Below are 17602 nucleotides of genomic sequence, written 5' to 3'. Positions count from 1 at the left end.
CTATAAGATATCTTAAATATTTAACACTTTCTATGCCTCGGTGGAATTTTGAAAGACCCGTTTGAAAATTTATAAGAAAGATGTATCAGGAGCTTTGCATACTGGCATCAATTTTTGAATTTTAGCCAGTATCTTTCGGAGATACTGTTTTTATATTTTATACGATAGAAGGCAGAGTATCGCTCTTCCTACCAATCTCCGTCTTTATGACCTCAATCAGGGCATTGCCATCAGGTACCAGATAATCTGCACCCGCAGCCAAAAGGTCCGCCATACTCCCAGAGCCCCACAGCACTCCAATTCCTATTGCACCTGCATTTTTGGCTGTGAGAATGTCGAACTTGGTATCGCCAACAATTCCGACCTGCCAGACCGGCACATTAACCTGGCTTGCAAACTCCACAACTGCATCAGGAGATGGTTTTGGATTTTTTGTGTTATCACAGCCATAAACCGCCTGAAAGTAGAGCAGGAGTCCAAAGTGGGAGAGAATTTTTTCTGTGATTTCTGAGCTGCGCATCGTAAGGACGCCCATTGGAACACCTGCACCTTTCAGGTAGTTGAGCACTGGGAGGATTTGGGGAAAAACCCGCGTGTCCTGTGCAAAGGTAGAAAGCATCAGGTTTCTGTAGTGTTCAACCATCTCATCTATCTTCTCTGTCCGTTTTCTCAAAATCTCATGCAATGTGCACCCATAGAATGTTTTAAATTCATCATCTGAGAATTCTGGGAATCCAAATGCTTTCACAGTGGCATTCACGCAACGCCTGATAGTGTTCCTACTGTCTAAGATTGTTCCATCGCAATCGAAGAGAACCGCTTGGATACCCATTTTTCACTCCACTCCGAGTTTTGTTAGAATATCTCTGAATATTGCTTCAATTTCTCTGTGACCATCAATGTTTACAAGTTTGTTTTGGCCAGCATAATAATCTATAAGCACTTTCGTTTGGCTTCGATAGGTCTCTAGCCTCTTCCGAACTGTCTCCTCTTTGTCGTCATCTCTCTGGTAAAGAGGTTCTCCACAACTGTCGCATTTATTCAGAACCTTAGGGGGATTGTATTTGACATGGTAAACAGCACCACACTTTTTGCAGGACCGTCTCCCAGTAATCCGTTCCACCAGAATTTCCTCTGGCACATCAATGTTTACCACATAGTCAATCACCGCAATTTTATCAAGGGCTTTTGCCTGCTCAAGTGTTCTTGGAAACCCATCCAAAATAAACCCGCTTTTACAGTCTGACTTTTGAAGGCGTTCCTTCACAATTCCAACAACAATCTCATCAGGCACAAGCTTTCCTGCATCCATGTATTTCTTAGCTTCCATCCCAAGTCCCGTTTTTTCAGCCACTGCTTGTCTAAGCATGTCTCCAGTAGAGATTTGTGGTATTCCCAACTTAGTAGCAAGTTTCTGGGCTTGCGTTCCTTTACCTGCACCTGGTGCACCAAGCATTATGAGGTTCATGGTTCTGCAATACACAAATCCTTTAAAAACCTTTATATCAAAGAGGCATATTCCTTGCCGATAATTATGTCTGGAGAAATAGACATAGTAATTTATCCTCTTGCTCTGACCACAGCGATTCCTCTGCTGCTGGGCGTGCTCTGCTATTTGCTTCCGAACAAACATGTGAGAAATTTGATTGTAGGCATAGGAACATTGAGCGCAATTATAGGAAGCATATGGCTCTTCCTCTATCTAACTGGAGTCAATGGTGAAATAACCCTGGAGATAGATAGAATAAGTTTGCTGGGAAAGAGCATCTCGCTTTTTGAGTTAATTGCAGCATTGGATTTCGCCCTTCTTATTGGCTTTCTCATAATTGCCCTGGAACGAAAGAGTTTCTGGGCAGGGCTCTTTGCATTTCTCCAGCTAATTCCTCTTGCCTGGTATGAATTCTATTATATGCCTCTACACGAAACCGAACATCTGGCCCCAATAAGAATAGATTATTGGTCAGGCATAATGTGTCTGATAATCTCAATTATCGGTTCGTTGATTGCAATTTATGCTGTAAAATACATGGAGGGTCAGAAAAACCAGAACAGATTTTTTGCCTATGTGATTGGGTTCTTAGGTGCAATGAATGCGGCTGTGTTTGCAGATAACCTTCTCTGGTTCTTCTTCTTCTGGGAGGTGACAACACTTGCTTGCTACATGCTCATCAAGCATGAGGAGACAGAGGAAGCCCTGAAAAACGCAACATGGGCACTGGAGGTTACCCTGGGTGGAGGCACAGCAATGGCTTTTGGAATTGTAATCCTTGGCACGATGTCGCCTGCAATCACCACTTTCTCTGAAATTATAAGCAAAGCAAGTGACAGTGCAGGAGCAATCCCAGGGCTTCTCATTTTCTCACTCGCATTTGTGGCACTTGCCGGCTTAACCAAATCTGCACAGGTGCCGTTCCAGAGCTGGCTGCTGGGTGCAATGGTCGCTCCAACACCTGTTTCAGCACTTCTGCATTCAAGCACGATGGTCAAGCTCGGTGTCTATCTCTTTGTGCGTCTTTCTCCGGTTTTCGCCCACATTCAGTCACTTGGCTACCTGATTGCGATTATTGGTGGCTTCTCCTTTATGATAACTGCAATTCTTGCAATTTCTCAGAACAATGCGAAAAAAGTGCTTGCCTACTCAACCATTGGTAACCTCGGATTGATAATAATGCTTGCAGCGTTGCACTCTCCATTTGCGGTGGCTGCTGCAATCGTGCTTACGGTGTTCCATGCGATTTCTAAAGCCCTCCTGTTCCTGGGTGTTGGTGTAGTCCAGCATGAGACACACTCAAAGGAAATCGAGAAGATGGATGGGTTAATTGTTCGCAAGCCGTTCATAACTACGGTGCTGTTGATGGGCATTCTAACAATGATAATTCCACCTTTTGGTATGTTCCTTGGCAAATACTTTGCTGTTCAAGCAGGTCTTGAGATGCCGATTATCGTATTTTTCCTGGCTGTAGGGAGTGCAGCTACAGTGGTTTATTATCTGAAGTGGATTGGAAGAATGATAAACATGGAGACAGAGGAAGAAATCACACCAGAAAGAATGAGTGTGCTTTTCTCCGCTCCGTTAGTAATTATGCTTAGCTTAGCAGTGATTCTTTCAGTGATGATTTCTCCCATTGTTGAAAGCTTCATAAATCCAGCAGTTAAGGTTCTGCTGAACACTCAAGTACCGCTTCATGCAGTGACCTATGCTACAACTCTCACAACTCCCTGGGGTTATTTCTCTCCAGTGTTCATCGCAATTTTCCTTGCGGTGGTTCTGCTCGTACCTGCATTAAGCAGGGTTGAGAAGAAAGACCTCACAAAGGTTTACTCTTGCGGTGTGGAATATCCAACTGTGCTTGGTGGCACATACTTTGAAAAACAGATTGGAGAGGAAAAGATGAACCTGTATGTAAACAGCTTGGGCATTGGATTGATGATAACACTGCTTGCACTTGGAATTCTGGCAATCACAATAACGGGGGTGTGGTAGATGGTGGAAGTAATGGTTGACTACACAACAATTCTTGGAATCGTGTTTTTCCTGCTGGCACCTTTCATTGGGATGCTCGTGATTGGGCTTGACAGAAAGATTACTGCAAGAATGCAGAATAGAATAGGTCCTCCTGTGCTCCAGCCCCTCTACGATGTTGTGAAACTCTTCGGGAAGGAGGATAGAATAGTGAACAAAGCCCAGGTAATTTTTGCGATTGCATTCTTTGGAATGGTCATGCTAGCTACAGTCTTCTTCTGCCTTCGAAGCGATTTGCTCGTGGTCTTCTTCCTACTGAATGCGGGTGCAGTTTTCATGGTACTTGGTGCTTATAGCACACGCTCCGCCTTCAGTGCGATTGGTGCAAACCGAGAGTTAGTCCAGATGCTCGCATATGAGCCAATTTTCCTGCTCGTGATATTCGGGATTGGCTACACGGTGAAGAGCTTTGAGATTACAGCAATTTACGAGCCTCTTATTCTCAAGCTTCCACTTGCACTGGTGGCAATGGTGATTGTGTTGATGATAAAGATGCAGAAATCGCCTTTTGACATTTCTACAGCGCACACAGAAATAATTTCAGGCACAATGGTAGAATATTCTGGCACCTACCTTGGAATTCTAAAGCTCACGCACTGGTATGAACTCTTTGTAATTCTTGGTGTGCTTGGGCTTTTCGTGATTGTGCCTGGCAATTTCCTGCTTTCAATTGTGGCTATGGTTTTGCTAATTGCAGTTGTTTACCTGGTAGTGATGATAATTGACAACATCACCACGAGATTGACATGGGATTCGTTACCAAAGGTGGCATTGCCGATTGGAATAGGTTTAATAATAATCAACATGATATATGTAGCAGTGACAGCAGGAGGTGCATAAAATGCCTGATGAGGATGGAGCCCTCACAAAGCTTTCAAGGTTGAAATCGCCATGGATTCTGCACTATGACTGTTCAAGTTGCAATGGCTGTGATATTGAAATTCTGGCATGCTTGACTCCCTATTACGATATTGAGCGTTTTGGGATTTTGAACAAGGGAAATCCAAAGCATGCAGATGTTCTGATGGTAACTGGCAGCGTGAACCACAGAAACAAGGTGGTTTTGAAGAATCTCTATGACCAGATTCCACCACCCAAGGTTGTGATTGTTGTAGGTGCATGCGGTTCAACAGGTGGCGTCTTCCACAACTGCTACAATGTGCTGGGCGGTGTTGATAAGGTGATACCAGTGGATGTCTATGTGCCGGGGTGTCCCCCTAAACCAGAAGCAATAATTGATGGTGTGGTGAAGGCACTTGAGAAACTGAAGGCAATTCAGGAGGGTAAGTGGGTTGAGAAGAAGAAAGGCAAAGAAGAAAAGAAGAAAGAAAAAGAGGAAAAGAAGGAGGAGGAATAATTATGGAAAATGATACTGTTGTTACAAAGGAAAATTTGCTGGATGAGGTAAAGAAACTTGCAGAAAATGATGCCAGATTTGTAATTGCTACCTGTGTGGACTTGGGGGAAAAACTGGAAATAATTTATCATTTTGACACACTCGGGGAAAAGCCAAATCTGGTAAATCTGAGGCTGCAGTTCTCTCCAGATGAGGAGATTCCTTCTATAAGCAGTATTTATCCCTGCGCTACCCTTATAGAATGCGAAATTGTTGATATGTTTGAGGCAAAAATTAAGGGGATTCCACATGGAATGCTGCTGGCACCTGATTCTCCGAAGGCGCCATTGCGAAAGAAGAAAGAGGAAAAGAAGGGGGTGAAATAGATGGCAAAGACAGTGCTCACATTCGGGCCTCAACATGTGGTTTTTCCAGAACCAATCCAGTTCAAACTCAAAGTTGAGGATGAATTTGTAGTGGGTGCAGAACCTGTGATTGGGTATGTTCACAGAGGTATTGAGAAGGCATTTGAGCTGAACGAACTTAAGAAAAACATTTTTTTGGCTGAAAGAATTTGTGGTATTTGCCAGTCCCCGCACAGCACTGCGTATGTACTAGGCGTGGAGCGATTGATGGGAATTGAGGCACCAGCGAGGGCAAGATACATCAGAGTGATTATCAATGAAATGAACAGGTTGCATTCCCATATGCTCTGGTTTGGATTGCTTGGAGATGCGATTGGATTTGAGAGTTACTTCATGCAGGTCTGGAACTACAGGGAAAAGCTGATGGATGTGCTGGAGAAAATAACAGGGAATCGGGTGACTTATTCTATGAATGCGATTGGGGGCGTGCGAAGAGACATTAGTGAAGAGCAGGCAAAAGAGGTAAACAAAGTAATGGACTTTCTGGAGGAAGCACTGAAGAGTGTGGCGGATGTGCTCAAGGACTACACACTCGTGAAACGCACTAAAGGTGTAGGTGTGCTTACAGAAAAGGAGGCAAAACGGGATGGGGCTGTGGGACCCACCGCAAGAGCATCTAATGTGCCATATGACATGAGGATGCTTGGCTACGATGCCTATGGCGATCTTGATTTTAAGCCAGTTGTTGTAGACACCTGTGACAGCTATGGCAGGGCAGTTGTGAGATGGAAGGAAATGTTCCAGTCAATTGAGTTAATAAGAGAATCGCTATCTAAGATGCCGCCAGGGGATATAATTACCAAGTCCACAGCGTTGCCAAAGGGGGAATGCGTTATTCGTGTTGAGCCGCCCAGAGGCGAGCTTTTCTACTATCTCAAGGGCAACGGAACAAAGAATCTGGAGCGGGTGAAGGTGCGAACGCCCACATTTGCAAATATCTGGCCCACAATCACAATGCTCAGCAAGGGCTGTGAGTTTGCAAATGTGCCGGTGGTTGTGCTTTCAATTGACCCGTGCATTTCCTGCACAGAGAGGTGAAAAAATGCCAGGCATGATTTCACTCATTTTGAGAAACCTGCTTTCAAAGCCAGTAACCAGGAAATACCCGTTTGAGAAAAGGGCACCATTTCCCACAGCAAGGGGCCATATTGTGTTTGCAAGGATGAAGGACTGCGTTTTTTGTGGTCTGTGCATGCGAAACTGCCCGGCAAATGCAATCAAGGTGGATAAGGCAAGCAAGACAAACACGCTTGAACCCTTCAGGTGTATCCAGTGTGCAATGTGCGTGGAAGTTTGCCCAAAGAAAGTGATTGACATTCTTCCAGATTACACAAAGCCAGAATACGAAAAGACAGAGATAAAGTTTGTGCAGTAAATTACATCAGAAAAGCTAAAGTAAAAGTTAATCTCTTAGCTCTTCCAGAATCCCTGCAATTGGTATTCCTGCATACTCCACTCTGTATTCAAGTTCATATTTTAGCTCATAAATCGCTTTTTCGATTTTCCAGAATTTCAGCATTTTTTTGCTTAGTTCAATCTCAGGCACAAGTGAGGAATTAAGTTCTCGCATTTTCTGTATGTAGTTTTTTACAAAGGCATTTCCAGTTTTTTCTTCATACAAATTCAGCATTTCTGCCACTTTTTCATCTATCCACAAATCAACATCTATCCCCGTAAGAACAAGGGGTGCCCAGCAGAGTTTTTCTCTTTCGCCAGTTATGGAAAGCCGTTCTTCAAGATAGTTTCTGAAAGCAAGGTGTTTGAGATAGGCAAAGGAACGGAGCATTGTCGCCACATCCCGCAACGGTGGCAGTTTCTCTCTCCGCTCAGCACCCTTTCTTCCCGGCTCCCCCTCAAAATCCAGGACATAAAAGTTTTCCTCCTTTCCATATAGCACCTGCCCCAGATGGTAGTCCTGATGGGTTCTTATCTTTTGCAAGCCCGCAAATTCGCCTGCCTCTTCAAGGTGCTTTGCAACCATCTCCTTCTCAATTTCTTCTGCCATTTTCTGGATTGCAGTGCTATGGCTGTGAGCTGCAGGTAACTTCTGAATTTTTTCAAGGCAGTAGTTCAGATTTGAGAGAATTCTGCTTTTCCATCGCTCAATGTCCTCTTCCGTTATGATTTCTGGCTGAAACTTCTCATCCTCTCCAATTAAATGAACATGCATCTCCGCAGTGGTTTTTCCAAGTTTAGCTGCAAGCCCCTCAGAATGTTGCATCACTGCGTTTTTCCCTTCTGGCCTATCGCTATTAAGGAGGAAATTCAAATCCTTCATGAATGCTTTTATTCCATCGCCTGCACATTCTAAAAATTCCATCAGCAGGAAGCCATTTGCAACTTTACCACCGATTGAAACCTCGGCATAACCAAGAACATGGGGCACATTTTTAAAGTTAGAAAGCTGGAGCAGCATTTCTACCTCAGGGTTATCAGCATCAAAGGTCCTATAGGTTTTAAGCACCATGGTTCTTTCTGATGTTAGAAGCTTCAAGTTGAAGTTTGTAGTATCTCCGCCAATCACCTCTCCTTTTCGCACCTTCAATCCCCTTATGTTCTGTCTCAGCACAAAACTGATTTCCGATTTTTTACCCGCAAATCTTTCTCCATCTTCAAACATTCTGTAAATGATTGAGGGAAAAACATCCAGATATTCTGCCTCAAACACATGAATGTTTCCATTGCCTTTTTTCAATGTATGCACAGATGCCCCTGCCTCAAAAATCTGGAAGGCACTTTTTGCAAATGCAATTGGCACAAAATATCTTTTATTGCCCGGCTTCGTTTTTAAAATAAAAAATTCAACTCCTAGATTTTCTGTGGTATAGGCAGGGATTCTGTCCTCAATCCCCACACTAATTTTTTCAAGTTTCTGTCCAAACCATCTTTGCTTTCGTAACTCCCCATTTATAAAAATTTCAAGTTCCTTATTTGAAATCATTCTCCTACAACCTCCCTGTATAGCGAAAAAGTTTTCTCTGCAATACGCTCCCAGGCAAATTCCTCTGCCCGTTTTCTTCCCTCGGCAACCAATCTTGCCCTGAATTCATCATCTCTCAAAACCTTCTCAATTCCCTCTACCAGTGATTCTACATTTCCTGGCTCGACAAGCACACCGTTCTTTCCCTCCTGAATAACCTCTTTTATTCCACCTACTGCTGAGGCCACAACTGGGGCACCGCAGGCCATTGCCTCAAGATTGATGATGCCAAATGGCTCGTAAATTGAAGGACAGACGAAAAGTTGGGCACTGGAATAAAGAGCAATTATTTCTTCTTCAGAAAGCATTCGGTTAAGCCAAATAATGTTCTCCATTCCCTTGAGTTTTGCAGCAAGTTCCGCCTCTATTTCAGCAGTATCTGGCTTTCCTGTAACCAGCACCAGTGTATCTTTGACTTTCTTCATTGCTTCCACAAGCTCGAAAATCCCTTTCTGTCTTGTAAGCCGCCCCACAAAAAGAATGTAGGGTTTCTTTACACCTAAATTTGAAAGCAGCGCCTCATTCTCTCTTTTCCTGTATTTTTCAATGTCAATTCCGTTGTGAATCACAACTATTCTGTTTTCAGGAATCCCATAGACCTTCTGGATGTCTTTTTTCATTTCTCCAGAAACAGCAATTATTCTGTCGCACTCCTCCAGCCCTGTCTTCTCCATCCATACACTCAAATTGTAACCACTGCCGAGCTGCTCTGCCTTCCATGGTCGCAATGGTTCAAGTGAATGCACAGTCGCTAAAACTTTTTTTCCATAAAGCTTTTTTGCGTAAAAGCCAGCAAGATTCGTGTACCAGGTGTGTGTATGAACAATATCTCCATCGATGGGCTCAGCCACAAAGGAAAGGCAAAGTGAGAGGGTTTCCAGCACTTTTCCATGTCTCTCCTTTATTTCGCTCATCTCCTTCCAAGGAACAAAATATTTCACAGCAACTCTATCCATATTCTTTGGCTTTTCATTTCCAATCGTTCGCACCTCCACATCCATGAATTTCAGCAGGGCTCTTGTTAGATACTTCAGATGGATGCCAACGCCCCCATAAATGTTTGGAGGATACTCCAATGCCATCATTGTCACTTTCATGCAACAGGCAAAGGCATAGCCAATCTTAATTTTATCGGAGAAAGACATCAGGTTGTTTCGATGTTTGAGTGCACTTTTTCAAGCTCGTTCTGAATCTTCCTCAACATAGATTTGTTTCCAGTTCTGGTGTAAAACGCCATCACCTCAGCCAAATTTTTCTTTGCTTCCTCTAATCTTCCAGTCTCAATGTACAATTTTGCCAGATAAAATTTTATTGTGTTGACACCATCATCCAGGCCAATTTTTTTGTAAATTTCATACGCTTTCATAAAATACTCCTCTGCCATCTCAAATCTTTTCGCAACTCGCAGGACTTCGCCCATGCTTGCATTTGCACTTCCAATAAATTCCATGCTCCCAGTTTCCTCAGCCAGTCCAATTGCGTAATGGGCATACTCTATTGCCTCCTCAATCCGTCCGAGGTATGCATAAGCAGTTGCCATGCTTCCCATTGTATTTGACTGCATTCGCTTCTCACCCATTTCCCTTGAAAGTTCTATAGATGCAAGATAACACTCTATTGCTGTTTTGTAATCTCCAATGTCCTCATATGCAAGTCCAATATTTGTCAGCACAATCATTTCTGTCTCCTTCTCACCGATTCGCCTTACAATTTCAACTACTTTTTTGTAAAACTCAATCTCCTCAAGCCGTTCTCCCTTCAAACCGTAAATCAATGCAATGTTGTTTGTGACTGCAGCCACACCCAGCAAGTCGCCCATGTCCTCCCAGATTTTCTTTGCCCTCATAAAATAATCAAGGGCTAATTCATGTTCTCCCATGTTGTTCAGCACAATTCCAAGGTTATTGTAAGAAATCGCAATCTCCTTTTTCATTCCATACTTTACTCTTATTTCCAGTCCTTTCTCTAAACATTCCTTCGCTCTTTTAAAATCTCCGAGGTAAAACAAGCCAGTTCCCAGCCGATGACAGCACTCACCCAGTTCAATTTCATCCCCATGTTTTTTGCAGAGTTCCACACTTTTTTCATAATATTCCACAGCCCGCCTGTAATTTCCCATCTTTTCATGCACCCAGCCCATGTTTCTGAAAATCTCTGTGGTGGTGAGATAATCCTCTTTTTTCACTTCTGCTAATGCCTTCTCCAGCACACCAAGAGCATTGGTGAGGTCTCCTTTTCTAAGGTATGGTTCTGTCAATTTTATTAACACTTTTACCCTTTGCAGTGTGTCCATACAGTGCTGCAGTGCAGCATTATAACTTTCTATTGCCCGAGAGTAATCTCCTTTTACGATATAACAATCTCCAAGCAATCTGTAGACCTCATTTGCATACTGCCCTCTTACCTCTACCTCCTGAATTTGTTTCAAGCCCTTCTCTGCCTCACAGATGTTGCGGAAACACTCTTCAATTCCATAACTGGCAGCTGCATGTTTTGCTGCAAGAATCAGGTACTTTACACCATTTTCAAAGTTTCCACCAAGGAGGTAATGCCTCCCTATCTCCCCCCAATATCTGCTTTCGTTCTGGTGATGCTTCTCAATTTCTATTGCTGCGTTTCTGTGAAGCAATTTTTTTCGTTGGCCAGTAATGGATTTATAGACGGCCTCCCAGACCAAGTTTGAGCTGAATTCATAGCATTCCTCACCCTCTTGAATCTCTTGAATTATTCCTAACTCCCTCAACCTATCAATGACATTCAGCAACTCATCTTCCTTCATGTCTGCGAGACCTCTAAGTACTGGGTACTCAAATCTTCTTCCAATAACTGCTGCTATCAGCAATACCTTTCTTTCAATCTCGCTCAATCTGGCGATTCTATGCTGGACAACACTCCTGATGCTCTGGGGCAGGTCTATCTCACTCATGCTGGCGTTTAATTTGCGACTTGCCCTGTCAAAAATTTTTTCTTCCAGTATTGTTCTACCCAATTCCTCCACAAAGAAGGGATTACCTTCGGAAAGGGTGTATATTTTTGAAATAAGCTCTTCTGGCATCTTCCATGTGCCGAGAATCTTTGTGAGGAGGTGCACCGTTTGGTCTGTATTGAATGCCTTAAGCTCAAGGGTTTTACAACCTCTCTCTATGTTGATATTTTTAACTGTCTCTGCAAAAATTTCATTTTTTCTGGTAGCTAGACCTTCGGAATTGTAGGTTACAAGGGCAACCATTCGCATATTTTGAATCGTTCTTGAAAGATAATGTATAAGGGCTAGAGTGCCTGAATCTGCCCATTGAATGTCTTCAAGTATCAGAAGCACCGGCTTCTCTTTCGCAATTGTATTGAACTTTCGGATAAGATTCTCAAGCACCATCAATTTTTCCTGGTTAGGGTTTTTCCAACCACTCCTTGGAGTTTTTTCCTCACTCTCGGGCAGGCTTAAACCAAGTGGAATGTATATTTCCTTCTTCTCGGTGTTTGCAATACGACTAAACATCTCATAAATTGGGAAATATGGTACTGTGTTTTCATAGATACATCTCCCAATCAAAACCATAAAACCTTTTTCTTCTGCAATCCTGCTCAGATGGGTGCAGAGAGCGGTCTTGCCCATTCCTGTTGGCCCTGTGATAAAGTACATGGCGCCGCGTTCATCCACAATCTTCAGTGCATCAGAAAGTTCTGCGATTTCTACCTCTCTGTCAATAAACCACTCTGCCATGGATTGCCAAACTCCTTAATGCTTACTAATGCTCACATCAGTCCTTCCACACTTTATCAAATGCCTTACTCAACATTGCCTCCTGGTCTGGAGTTAGTGTCCCGGGACTCAAGGGCACATAAATCATTGATTGGGTTGTGTTGGCAATATCAACTACCTTCTTCACAAACTTGAGCACCTTATCAAAGCCATTTTCCACGATGAGCATCTCCAGTCCATCAATCACCACTACTGCCTTCTGATTGTTCCGCATGAACGAGCTTATTGTGAGCATAATTTCAAATTCAAGGCGTTTGGGGTCAAGGGGTTTTGTGCCCTCCTTCGTGCTCATTGAGGAAATCCATTCAAATTTTGCATTTTCAAGTCCATAAACCTGTTTAAGCTTATCTGGATACTGGGTAGAGAGGCAGAGTACAGGGTGTTGCTTTGAAATTTCGTTTATCTGCTTGTAAAAGCCAGCAATGTCGCTTGTTATCAAGAGATTGTTCATCCCATGCTCTATCTTCATTGTTTTTTTCTCTTCACCTTTGAATACTCCCCTTGCATGGCATTTGGGGCATTCCACCTCCATAGGTGCACCAGCATACTTAATTGTAAAACTGGTGCCACATTGGCTGCATTGAATTGTTTTGTCAATGCCTGCGACCACAGGTGGCTGGGGCATTGGCATAGGAGGCGCTTCTCTCTTTATTGGCATCACCTTTATCTTTTCAAATTTTTTCTTGTAGAGGTAGTAGGAGGCGAGAGCATCTGGTACAACAAGCAGGACACCCATTACAATCATTGCAATACCACCGAAGTAGACCGCTGCAAAGAAATAAACCAGAATGTAGAGAATGCAGAGCAGAAGCACTGTGTAATGCCACCATCTAATTTTCTTGACATTCGCTCTCAATTCCCTGGGTAATTTCTGCCTATATCTCATGAAAAATGTATTTGGAAAATATCGGAGAAGCACAATGAAGATAACCAAAACTACGAAAAGTATCGCTGGTGATTCTATCGGGTCAAGTGTGGAAAATGTGAAAGATGCAGGTTGCCAAGTGTCGTATGTAGCATCCAGTTTAATTATGTAGCCCGCAGGTGTCCTTATCACAAGAGGATTCACTCCTGAAAATTCTGAGCATGAGAGTGCACCTACTGTATACGCCACAGTGTGGAATGTTACTGGGTATTTATCAGAGGCAGATGGTGCAAGGGACCAGTTGCCGCTTTGGTTAACCACATCTATTCCTACATGGATATCTTCAAGCTTTGTGGTGTTGTTAATTGCATAGTAGAATGGCGCGTACAGCACTTTCACAAGAGCAAAATGTGCCAGCACTGGGTTAGATTTTTCTGTTTCTTCATACATTCTGCACCCAAGCAGGTATTTGATTTCAATGCTTTCCTGGGAGTTCCATGTTGTGCCAAGAAGCCCTGTGGTGTCTACCTCAAGCGCTGCTTCACCTGAGCCATAGTCCCCTTTGCTCAATGGCTCAGAGCGACGAATTTCCACACCCCATACCCTGATTTTTTTGTAGCCCTGAACTCCTTCCAGGCAATTTTCCACACTTCCATAGCCAACAAAGTATCTGTTGAATAGGTCTCTTGCTGAAATGCTTGCAGTTGTGGCATTTTCTCCATAGAGATGCACCAGAAGGGCATGTCTGTATTCAGTGGCTGCATCGCCCTCCAGTCGCCATGTGATGTGCCCGCCTCCTTCAGCATACTGCAGGACTTCAAAATCCGCAGACACAGTTATTGCTCCTTCCTCCGCCATTGCTCCCTGAGAGTTAAGAAGCGGTAGCAGTAGTACAAATAGTATCAGCCCGCCGACACTAGGTTTTTTCAAACTTCCTCGGAACATCAACAGGAAAAATGCAGTGAGGTATATATAGGTTCACTCTAAAAATGCCGTAAAATAGATATTCTACGATAGTATACCCTCCCAAGAGGACTATGCAGAATCTAAAGATTGGAATTACAGGGCTCCCAGGCGCTGGTAAGACATCCACTCTTCTGAAGTTGATTGAGAGCCTTGAAAATGAGGGATTGGTTGTTGGGGGTATGATTACTGAACCAATCCTCGAGAAAAATAAAAGAATCGGATTTTACATCGTGAATTGGCTTACCAAAGAGCGTCAAATTTTTGCTCACATAAAAAAAGAGTCCAAGATAAAAGTGGGAAGGTATGGTGTGGACATCACCGTGCTTCAGACACTCGGTGTTGAGTCCCTTAAAATGGCGTTGGAAAAGGCAGATGTGATTGTAATTGATGAGATTGGAAAAATGGAGGTCGAGAGCAGCAAGGAGTTTATTGATATTGTGAAAGAGATTTTGGATTCTGAAAAGCCAGTGATAATTACATTACACAAAAAATCTAGAAATCCCTTACTTCAGGATATACGAAGGAGAGACGATATAAGGATTCTGGAGGTTACGCCAATCAACAAAAATTTTCTACCATTCAGAATAATGAAGTTATTGAAGGGAGAGACATTGTGAGAGGACTCTATCTTGAAGAAATTACTGAAGGAAACACTGTATGCCTTGTCCCTGCATACCAGAGAGTGAAAGGTCCTGGAAGTTCAAAGATGCCAGTGTTCTACAATCCCAACATGGAATTTGCGAGGGATGTGACCATTAGTTTGCTTTCCGGATTGCTGGACAAAAGAAGGAAGCTAAAAGTTCTCGATGGAATGGCTGCTACGGGAATTAGAGGGATAAGAATAAAAAACGAGGTTTCAAAGCGCTTTGAGGTGACACTCAACGACATAAATCCGCTTGCAGTTAAATTGATAAAAAAGAATTTGGAGCTGAATAAATTGGAGGCCGAGGTTGAAAATAAAAATCTAAACGAAATTCTTGCAACCAGTGCTTATGATTATATTGATGTGGACCCTTTTGGTAGTCCAGTGGAATACCTTGACCTTGCCTTTCAGAGCATAAAGAGGCGTGGAATTATTGGCGTTTCTACAACAGATACTTCTGTGCTCTGCGGCACAGCCCCGAAAGTGTGCGTGAGAAGATATATGGCTAAGAGCAGAAATAATTACATGTGCCATGAAATCGGTCTCAGAATTTTTCTGGGTTATGTGGCAAGAACAGCTGCAAAATTCGACAGAGCAATTAAACCGCTTGTGTGCTTCTATGCAGACCATTACTTCCGTACCTTTGTTCAAGTGGAAAATGGTGCTGGGAGAGCTGATGCGTGTCTTGCGAATATGGGCTACCTCTCTGTTAATGAAAAAACAGGCGAGGTAAGAACTTTGCTATCACCTGAACGGGAGGCACTCGGACCACTCTGGCTTGGAAACTTGTTTGATAATGATGCCCTGAGAAAAATGGTTGTCAGAGAAAATTTTAACACCTCGAGACGATTCAATAGAATGCTGGAAATCTGGAGTGAAGAATGCGCGGCAGAGCCATTTTTCTATGATACTAACGAACTTGGCAAAATTTTTCATCTTTCACCACCACCTCTTGAGAAACTGATTTCAGCACTTAGAATGCTCGGCTACAGAACTGTGCGAACCCACATTTCCCCAAATGGGTTTAGAACGAATGCTACAATTAGCCACATCAAAAGCATTTATGAAATGCTGAATATGAAATAAAAAAGGTTTAGAATTTTTTCGTTGTTCGTATGGCTGAGAGGAGAGCCACCGACATCAGCCCAGCGAATACTGCGATTGCTGAGACACCTTCTGGTGTTGCATCAGCAATAATGTCAACATGGGTACCTTGAGTCCCGCTCACAGACACACCGCTTATTGAGCCACGCAATTCCGTATCATACCAGACCTCAACATTGTAGTTGCTTCCTTCCTTCACTGCAACCTTGTAATATCCGCTTCCGAAACCATCGTAACCCTCGTCCACGCCATTAATTTCTGTAAATGTGGTGCCAAGCACGGTCCCGCTGGTGTCCTTAACTACGACAACTCTGTTGTCAAGTGGGGCTTTTGTACTTGAGTTCACATAGCCCCAAATCCAGCCGCCCGTTTCAATGGAACCACTTCCCGCCTGTGTGACATTCACAAGTTTGAATGTACCAGTTGAGTTTTTGTATTCAACGGTGTTGAGAGTATTCCAGTTTGTGCCATTCCACTCGTAGAATCGCACACGGAGGACATAGTCATAGGTGGAGAGAGGTACCATGCCCGTAGAACGCATTACAAGCCAGTGGCTGAATTTACCTGTTTCATTTGTGACAAAGTATGTGTAATAACTCTGGTTGTGCCAGCCCCAGGGAGCACTTGTGTTTGAAAAGTTGCCGTTAGTCCACACTTGAGAGTAGTTGACATTCGTGACGCCTCCATATATCCATGCTCCCACTCTGTAGGTGGTGGAGGCGTTGCCCGTGAATGTGAACCTTATTGCAAAGGGTATGTTTTCGTCGAGAGCTGCGTAAACTGGATGCACATCAACAGCACCGGAAGCCAGAATGTTCTGTGAGTTGGAAGTAGTGCCCTTGGTGGTTGACTGTGACTGGTGGCTGCCTGAGAAAGAACCTCCATTAAGCAAAGTATAAGTAAACATTGCTACGATTAGAAGTAAAATAGCCCCCAGTGTGACCAGCGTGACAATGTCTATTCCCTGAGGTTTTTCTGCATGGAGCACGGCTTTGTGTCCATTCACAAAACCTTTTCCCTGGTAGATGCTTCTGTTCACATGTTTCATTATATCACCAGTTCTCTAAAGTCCTCCTGAGATATATTCTTTGCTGTCGGGAATCGCAAGAACTGCTACCAAGAAACTTTAAATATTGGCTGATTTTTGTGACACAGGATGGAGGATTACCATGCCTAAAGAAGAAACGCAGACGCAGGCAAAGAAATCAGTTCCTAAAAAGGTAAAGGATAAATGGAAAGCGAAGCAAGAATACAGAATCCTTGCACCAGAAATGTTCGGAGGAATCGAAATTGGTAGAAGTGTCGCGGATGAGCCGGCCAAAATGATAGGCAGAACACAGGAGGTCTCTGCTCAAGACCTGACTGGAAACATTGCGAAATCGCATATCAAGCTGTTTTTCAAAGTTAATGAAGTAAAGGGGTTTGATGCCCATACTGAGTTTGTGGGCCATGACATGACTTCTGACTACATCAGAAGACTCACGAGACGAAGAAGAACCAAAATTGAGGGTTCCTATCGTCTAACTACCAAAGATAATGTGTTGATAGCAATCAAACCAGTAAGTATTGCAGAGAAGCATCTGCAGTCAAGACAGGAGGCAACCATAAGACATAAAATTGAAGAAACGCTGAAGAAGGTTGTGAGCGAGAAAACGCTGAGTGAAGTTGTGAAAGATATAGTTTCCGGTGAATTGAGCAATATTTTGGCTAAATCCTGCAAAACAGTTTACCCACTCAAGAAAATTGAGATAAGGAAAAGCGTTGTGTTAAAGAAATCTGCTCTTCCTCCAGCCGAGCCAGAAAAGAAGGAACCGATAGAGGAAGAGATAGTTGAAGAGAAGAAAGAGTAAAGTGTCGGGGTGGCTCAGCCTGGTGGAGCATCGGACTCATAGGGTAGTTTCTTTCAGATAAAAAACTCCCGGAGAAATCCGGGGGTCACGGGTTCAAATCCCGTCCCCGACACTTTTTGGCGAAGGGGAAAGCCATATATACCCAAACTC

General features: G+C 43.3%; 16 protein-coding genes and 1 tRNA gene. 10 read left to right on the top strand and 7 right to left on the bottom strand.

From position 1 onward, the window contains the following. Window positions 1–157: 157 nt before the first annotated feature. Window positions 158–832: an HAD family hydrolase gene (locus QXD64_04970; protein MEM3396664.1), complete on the bottom strand. Its 675-nt coding sequence runs from the start codon at window positions 830–832 to the stop codon at window positions 158–160. A 3-nt stretch (window positions 833–835) separates the two neighbouring features. Next, complete coding sequence (locus QXD64_04965; protein MEM3396663.1) at window positions 836–1468, bottom strand: adenylate kinase; 633 nt, start codon at window positions 1466–1468, stop codon at window positions 836–838. 66 nt (window positions 1469–1534) lie between these two features. Here QXD64_04965 and QXD64_04960 point away from each other — a divergent pair, with 66 nt between their 5' ends. The 6 genes from QXD64_04960 to QXD64_04935 are packed head-to-tail and all read left to right on the top strand — an operon-like array spanning window position 1535 to window position 6659. Next, window positions 1535–3484, top strand: coding sequence for a proton-conducting transporter membrane subunit (locus QXD64_04960; protein ID MEM3396662.1), 1950 nt, complete (start codon window positions 1535–1537; stop codon window positions 3482–3484). Continuing rightward, window positions 3485–4363, top strand: coding sequence for an NADH-quinone oxidoreductase subunit H (locus QXD64_04955; GenBank protein MEM3396661.1), 879 nt, complete (start codon window positions 3485–3487; stop codon window positions 4361–4363). It abuts the gene before it with no gap. A 1-nt stretch (window position 4364) separates the two neighbouring features. Continuing rightward, a complete protein-coding gene (locus QXD64_04950) occupies window positions 4365–4880 on the top strand; it encodes an NADH-quinone oxidoreductase subunit B family protein (protein MEM3396660.1) in 516 nt (171 codons plus the stop codon). Window positions 4881–4882: 2 nt separating this feature from the next. Next, window positions 4883–5245, top strand: coding sequence for an NADH-quinone oxidoreductase subunit C (locus QXD64_04945; protein MEM3396659.1), 363 nt, complete (start codon window positions 4883–4885; stop codon window positions 5243–5245). Beyond that, the gene (locus tag QXD64_04940; protein ID MEM3396658.1) at window positions 5246–6322 is read left to right on the top strand and encodes a nickel-dependent hydrogenase large subunit; all 1077 of its coding nucleotides are present in this window, start codon (window positions 5246–5248) and stop codon (window positions 6320–6322) included. A gap of 4 nt (window positions 6323–6326) precedes the next feature. Continuing rightward, window positions 6327–6659: a 4Fe-4S dicluster domain-containing protein gene (locus QXD64_04935; GenBank protein ID MEM3396657.1), complete on the top strand. Its 333-nt coding sequence runs from the start codon at window positions 6327–6329 to the stop codon at window positions 6657–6659. A gap of 27 nt (window positions 6660–6686) precedes the next feature. Here QXD64_04935 and QXD64_04930 read toward each other — a convergent pair whose 3' ends face one another. The 4 genes from QXD64_04930 to QXD64_04915 are packed head-to-tail and all read right to left on the bottom strand — an operon-like array spanning window position 6687 to window position 13834. Then, the gene (locus QXD64_04930; protein MEM3396656.1) at window positions 6687–8225 is read right to left on the bottom strand and encodes a phosphotransferase; all 1539 of its coding nucleotides are present in this window, start codon (window positions 8223–8225) and stop codon (window positions 6687–6689) included. Then, window positions 8222–9409: a glycogen synthase gene (glgA, locus tag QXD64_04925; GenBank protein ID MEM3396655.1), complete on the bottom strand. Its 1188-nt coding sequence runs from the start codon at window positions 9407–9409 to the stop codon at window positions 8222–8224. Before glgA ends, QXD64_04930 begins: the two co-directional genes overlap by 4 nt. After that, a complete protein-coding gene (locus QXD64_04920) occupies window positions 9409–11985 on the bottom strand; it encodes a tetratricopeptide repeat protein (GenBank protein ID MEM3396654.1) in 2577 nt (858 codons plus the stop codon). Before QXD64_04920 ends, glgA begins: the two co-directional genes overlap by 1 nt. A gap of 37 nt (window positions 11986–12022) precedes the next feature. Continuing rightward, window positions 12023–13834 (bottom strand): DUF835 domain-containing protein, encoded by a 1812-nt coding sequence (locus QXD64_04915; GenBank protein ID MEM3396653.1) that lies wholly within the window; start codon window positions 13832–13834, stop codon window positions 12023–12025. A 92-nt stretch (window positions 13835–13926) separates the two neighbouring features. Here QXD64_04915 and QXD64_04910 point away from each other — a divergent pair, with 92 nt between their 5' ends. Together QXD64_04910 and QXD64_04905 are read left to right on the top strand one after the other, a co-directional pair. Next, complete coding sequence (locus QXD64_04910; GenBank protein ID MEM3396652.1) at window positions 13927–14472, top strand: NTPase; 546 nt, start codon at window positions 13927–13929, stop codon at window positions 14470–14472. Then, the gene (locus QXD64_04905; protein MEM3396651.1) at window positions 14469–15584 is read left to right on the top strand and encodes a tRNA (guanine(10)-N(2))-dimethyltransferase; all 1116 of its coding nucleotides are present in this window, start codon (window positions 14469–14471) and stop codon (window positions 15582–15584) included. The genes QXD64_04910 and QXD64_04905 overlap by 4 nt, the downstream gene beginning before the upstream one ends. 7 nt (window positions 15585–15591) lie before the next feature. On the opposite strand, the gene QXD64_04900 is transcribed toward QXD64_04905, so the two are convergent. Then, a complete protein-coding gene (locus QXD64_04900; GenBank protein ID MEM3396650.1) occupies window positions 15592–16650 on the bottom strand; it encodes a hypothetical protein in 1059 nt (352 codons plus the stop codon). Window positions 16651–16771: 121 nt separating this feature from the next. Between QXD64_04900 and QXD64_04895 the strand changes: the two genes are divergently transcribed. Both QXD64_04895 and QXD64_04890 read left to right on the top strand, forming a co-directional pair. After that, complete coding sequence (locus QXD64_04895; GenBank protein ID MEM3396649.1) at window positions 16772–17452, top strand: 30S ribosomal protein S3ae; 681 nt, start codon at window positions 16772–16774, stop codon at window positions 17450–17452. A 3-nt stretch (window positions 17453–17455) separates the two neighbouring features. Then, a tRNA-Met gene (locus QXD64_04890) sits at window positions 17456–17564 on the top strand. Window positions 17565–17602: the final 38 nt, after the last annotated feature.

The sequence above is a fragment of the Thermoplasmata archaeon genome (assembly GCA_038874435.1).
In the GTDB taxonomy this organism is placed as follows: Archaea; Thermoplasmatota; Thermoplasmata; order Lutacidiplasmatales; family SKW197; genus SKW197.
Note: the sequence above shows the minus strand (reverse complement) of the source record. Positions and strands in the feature narration are given on the sequence as shown.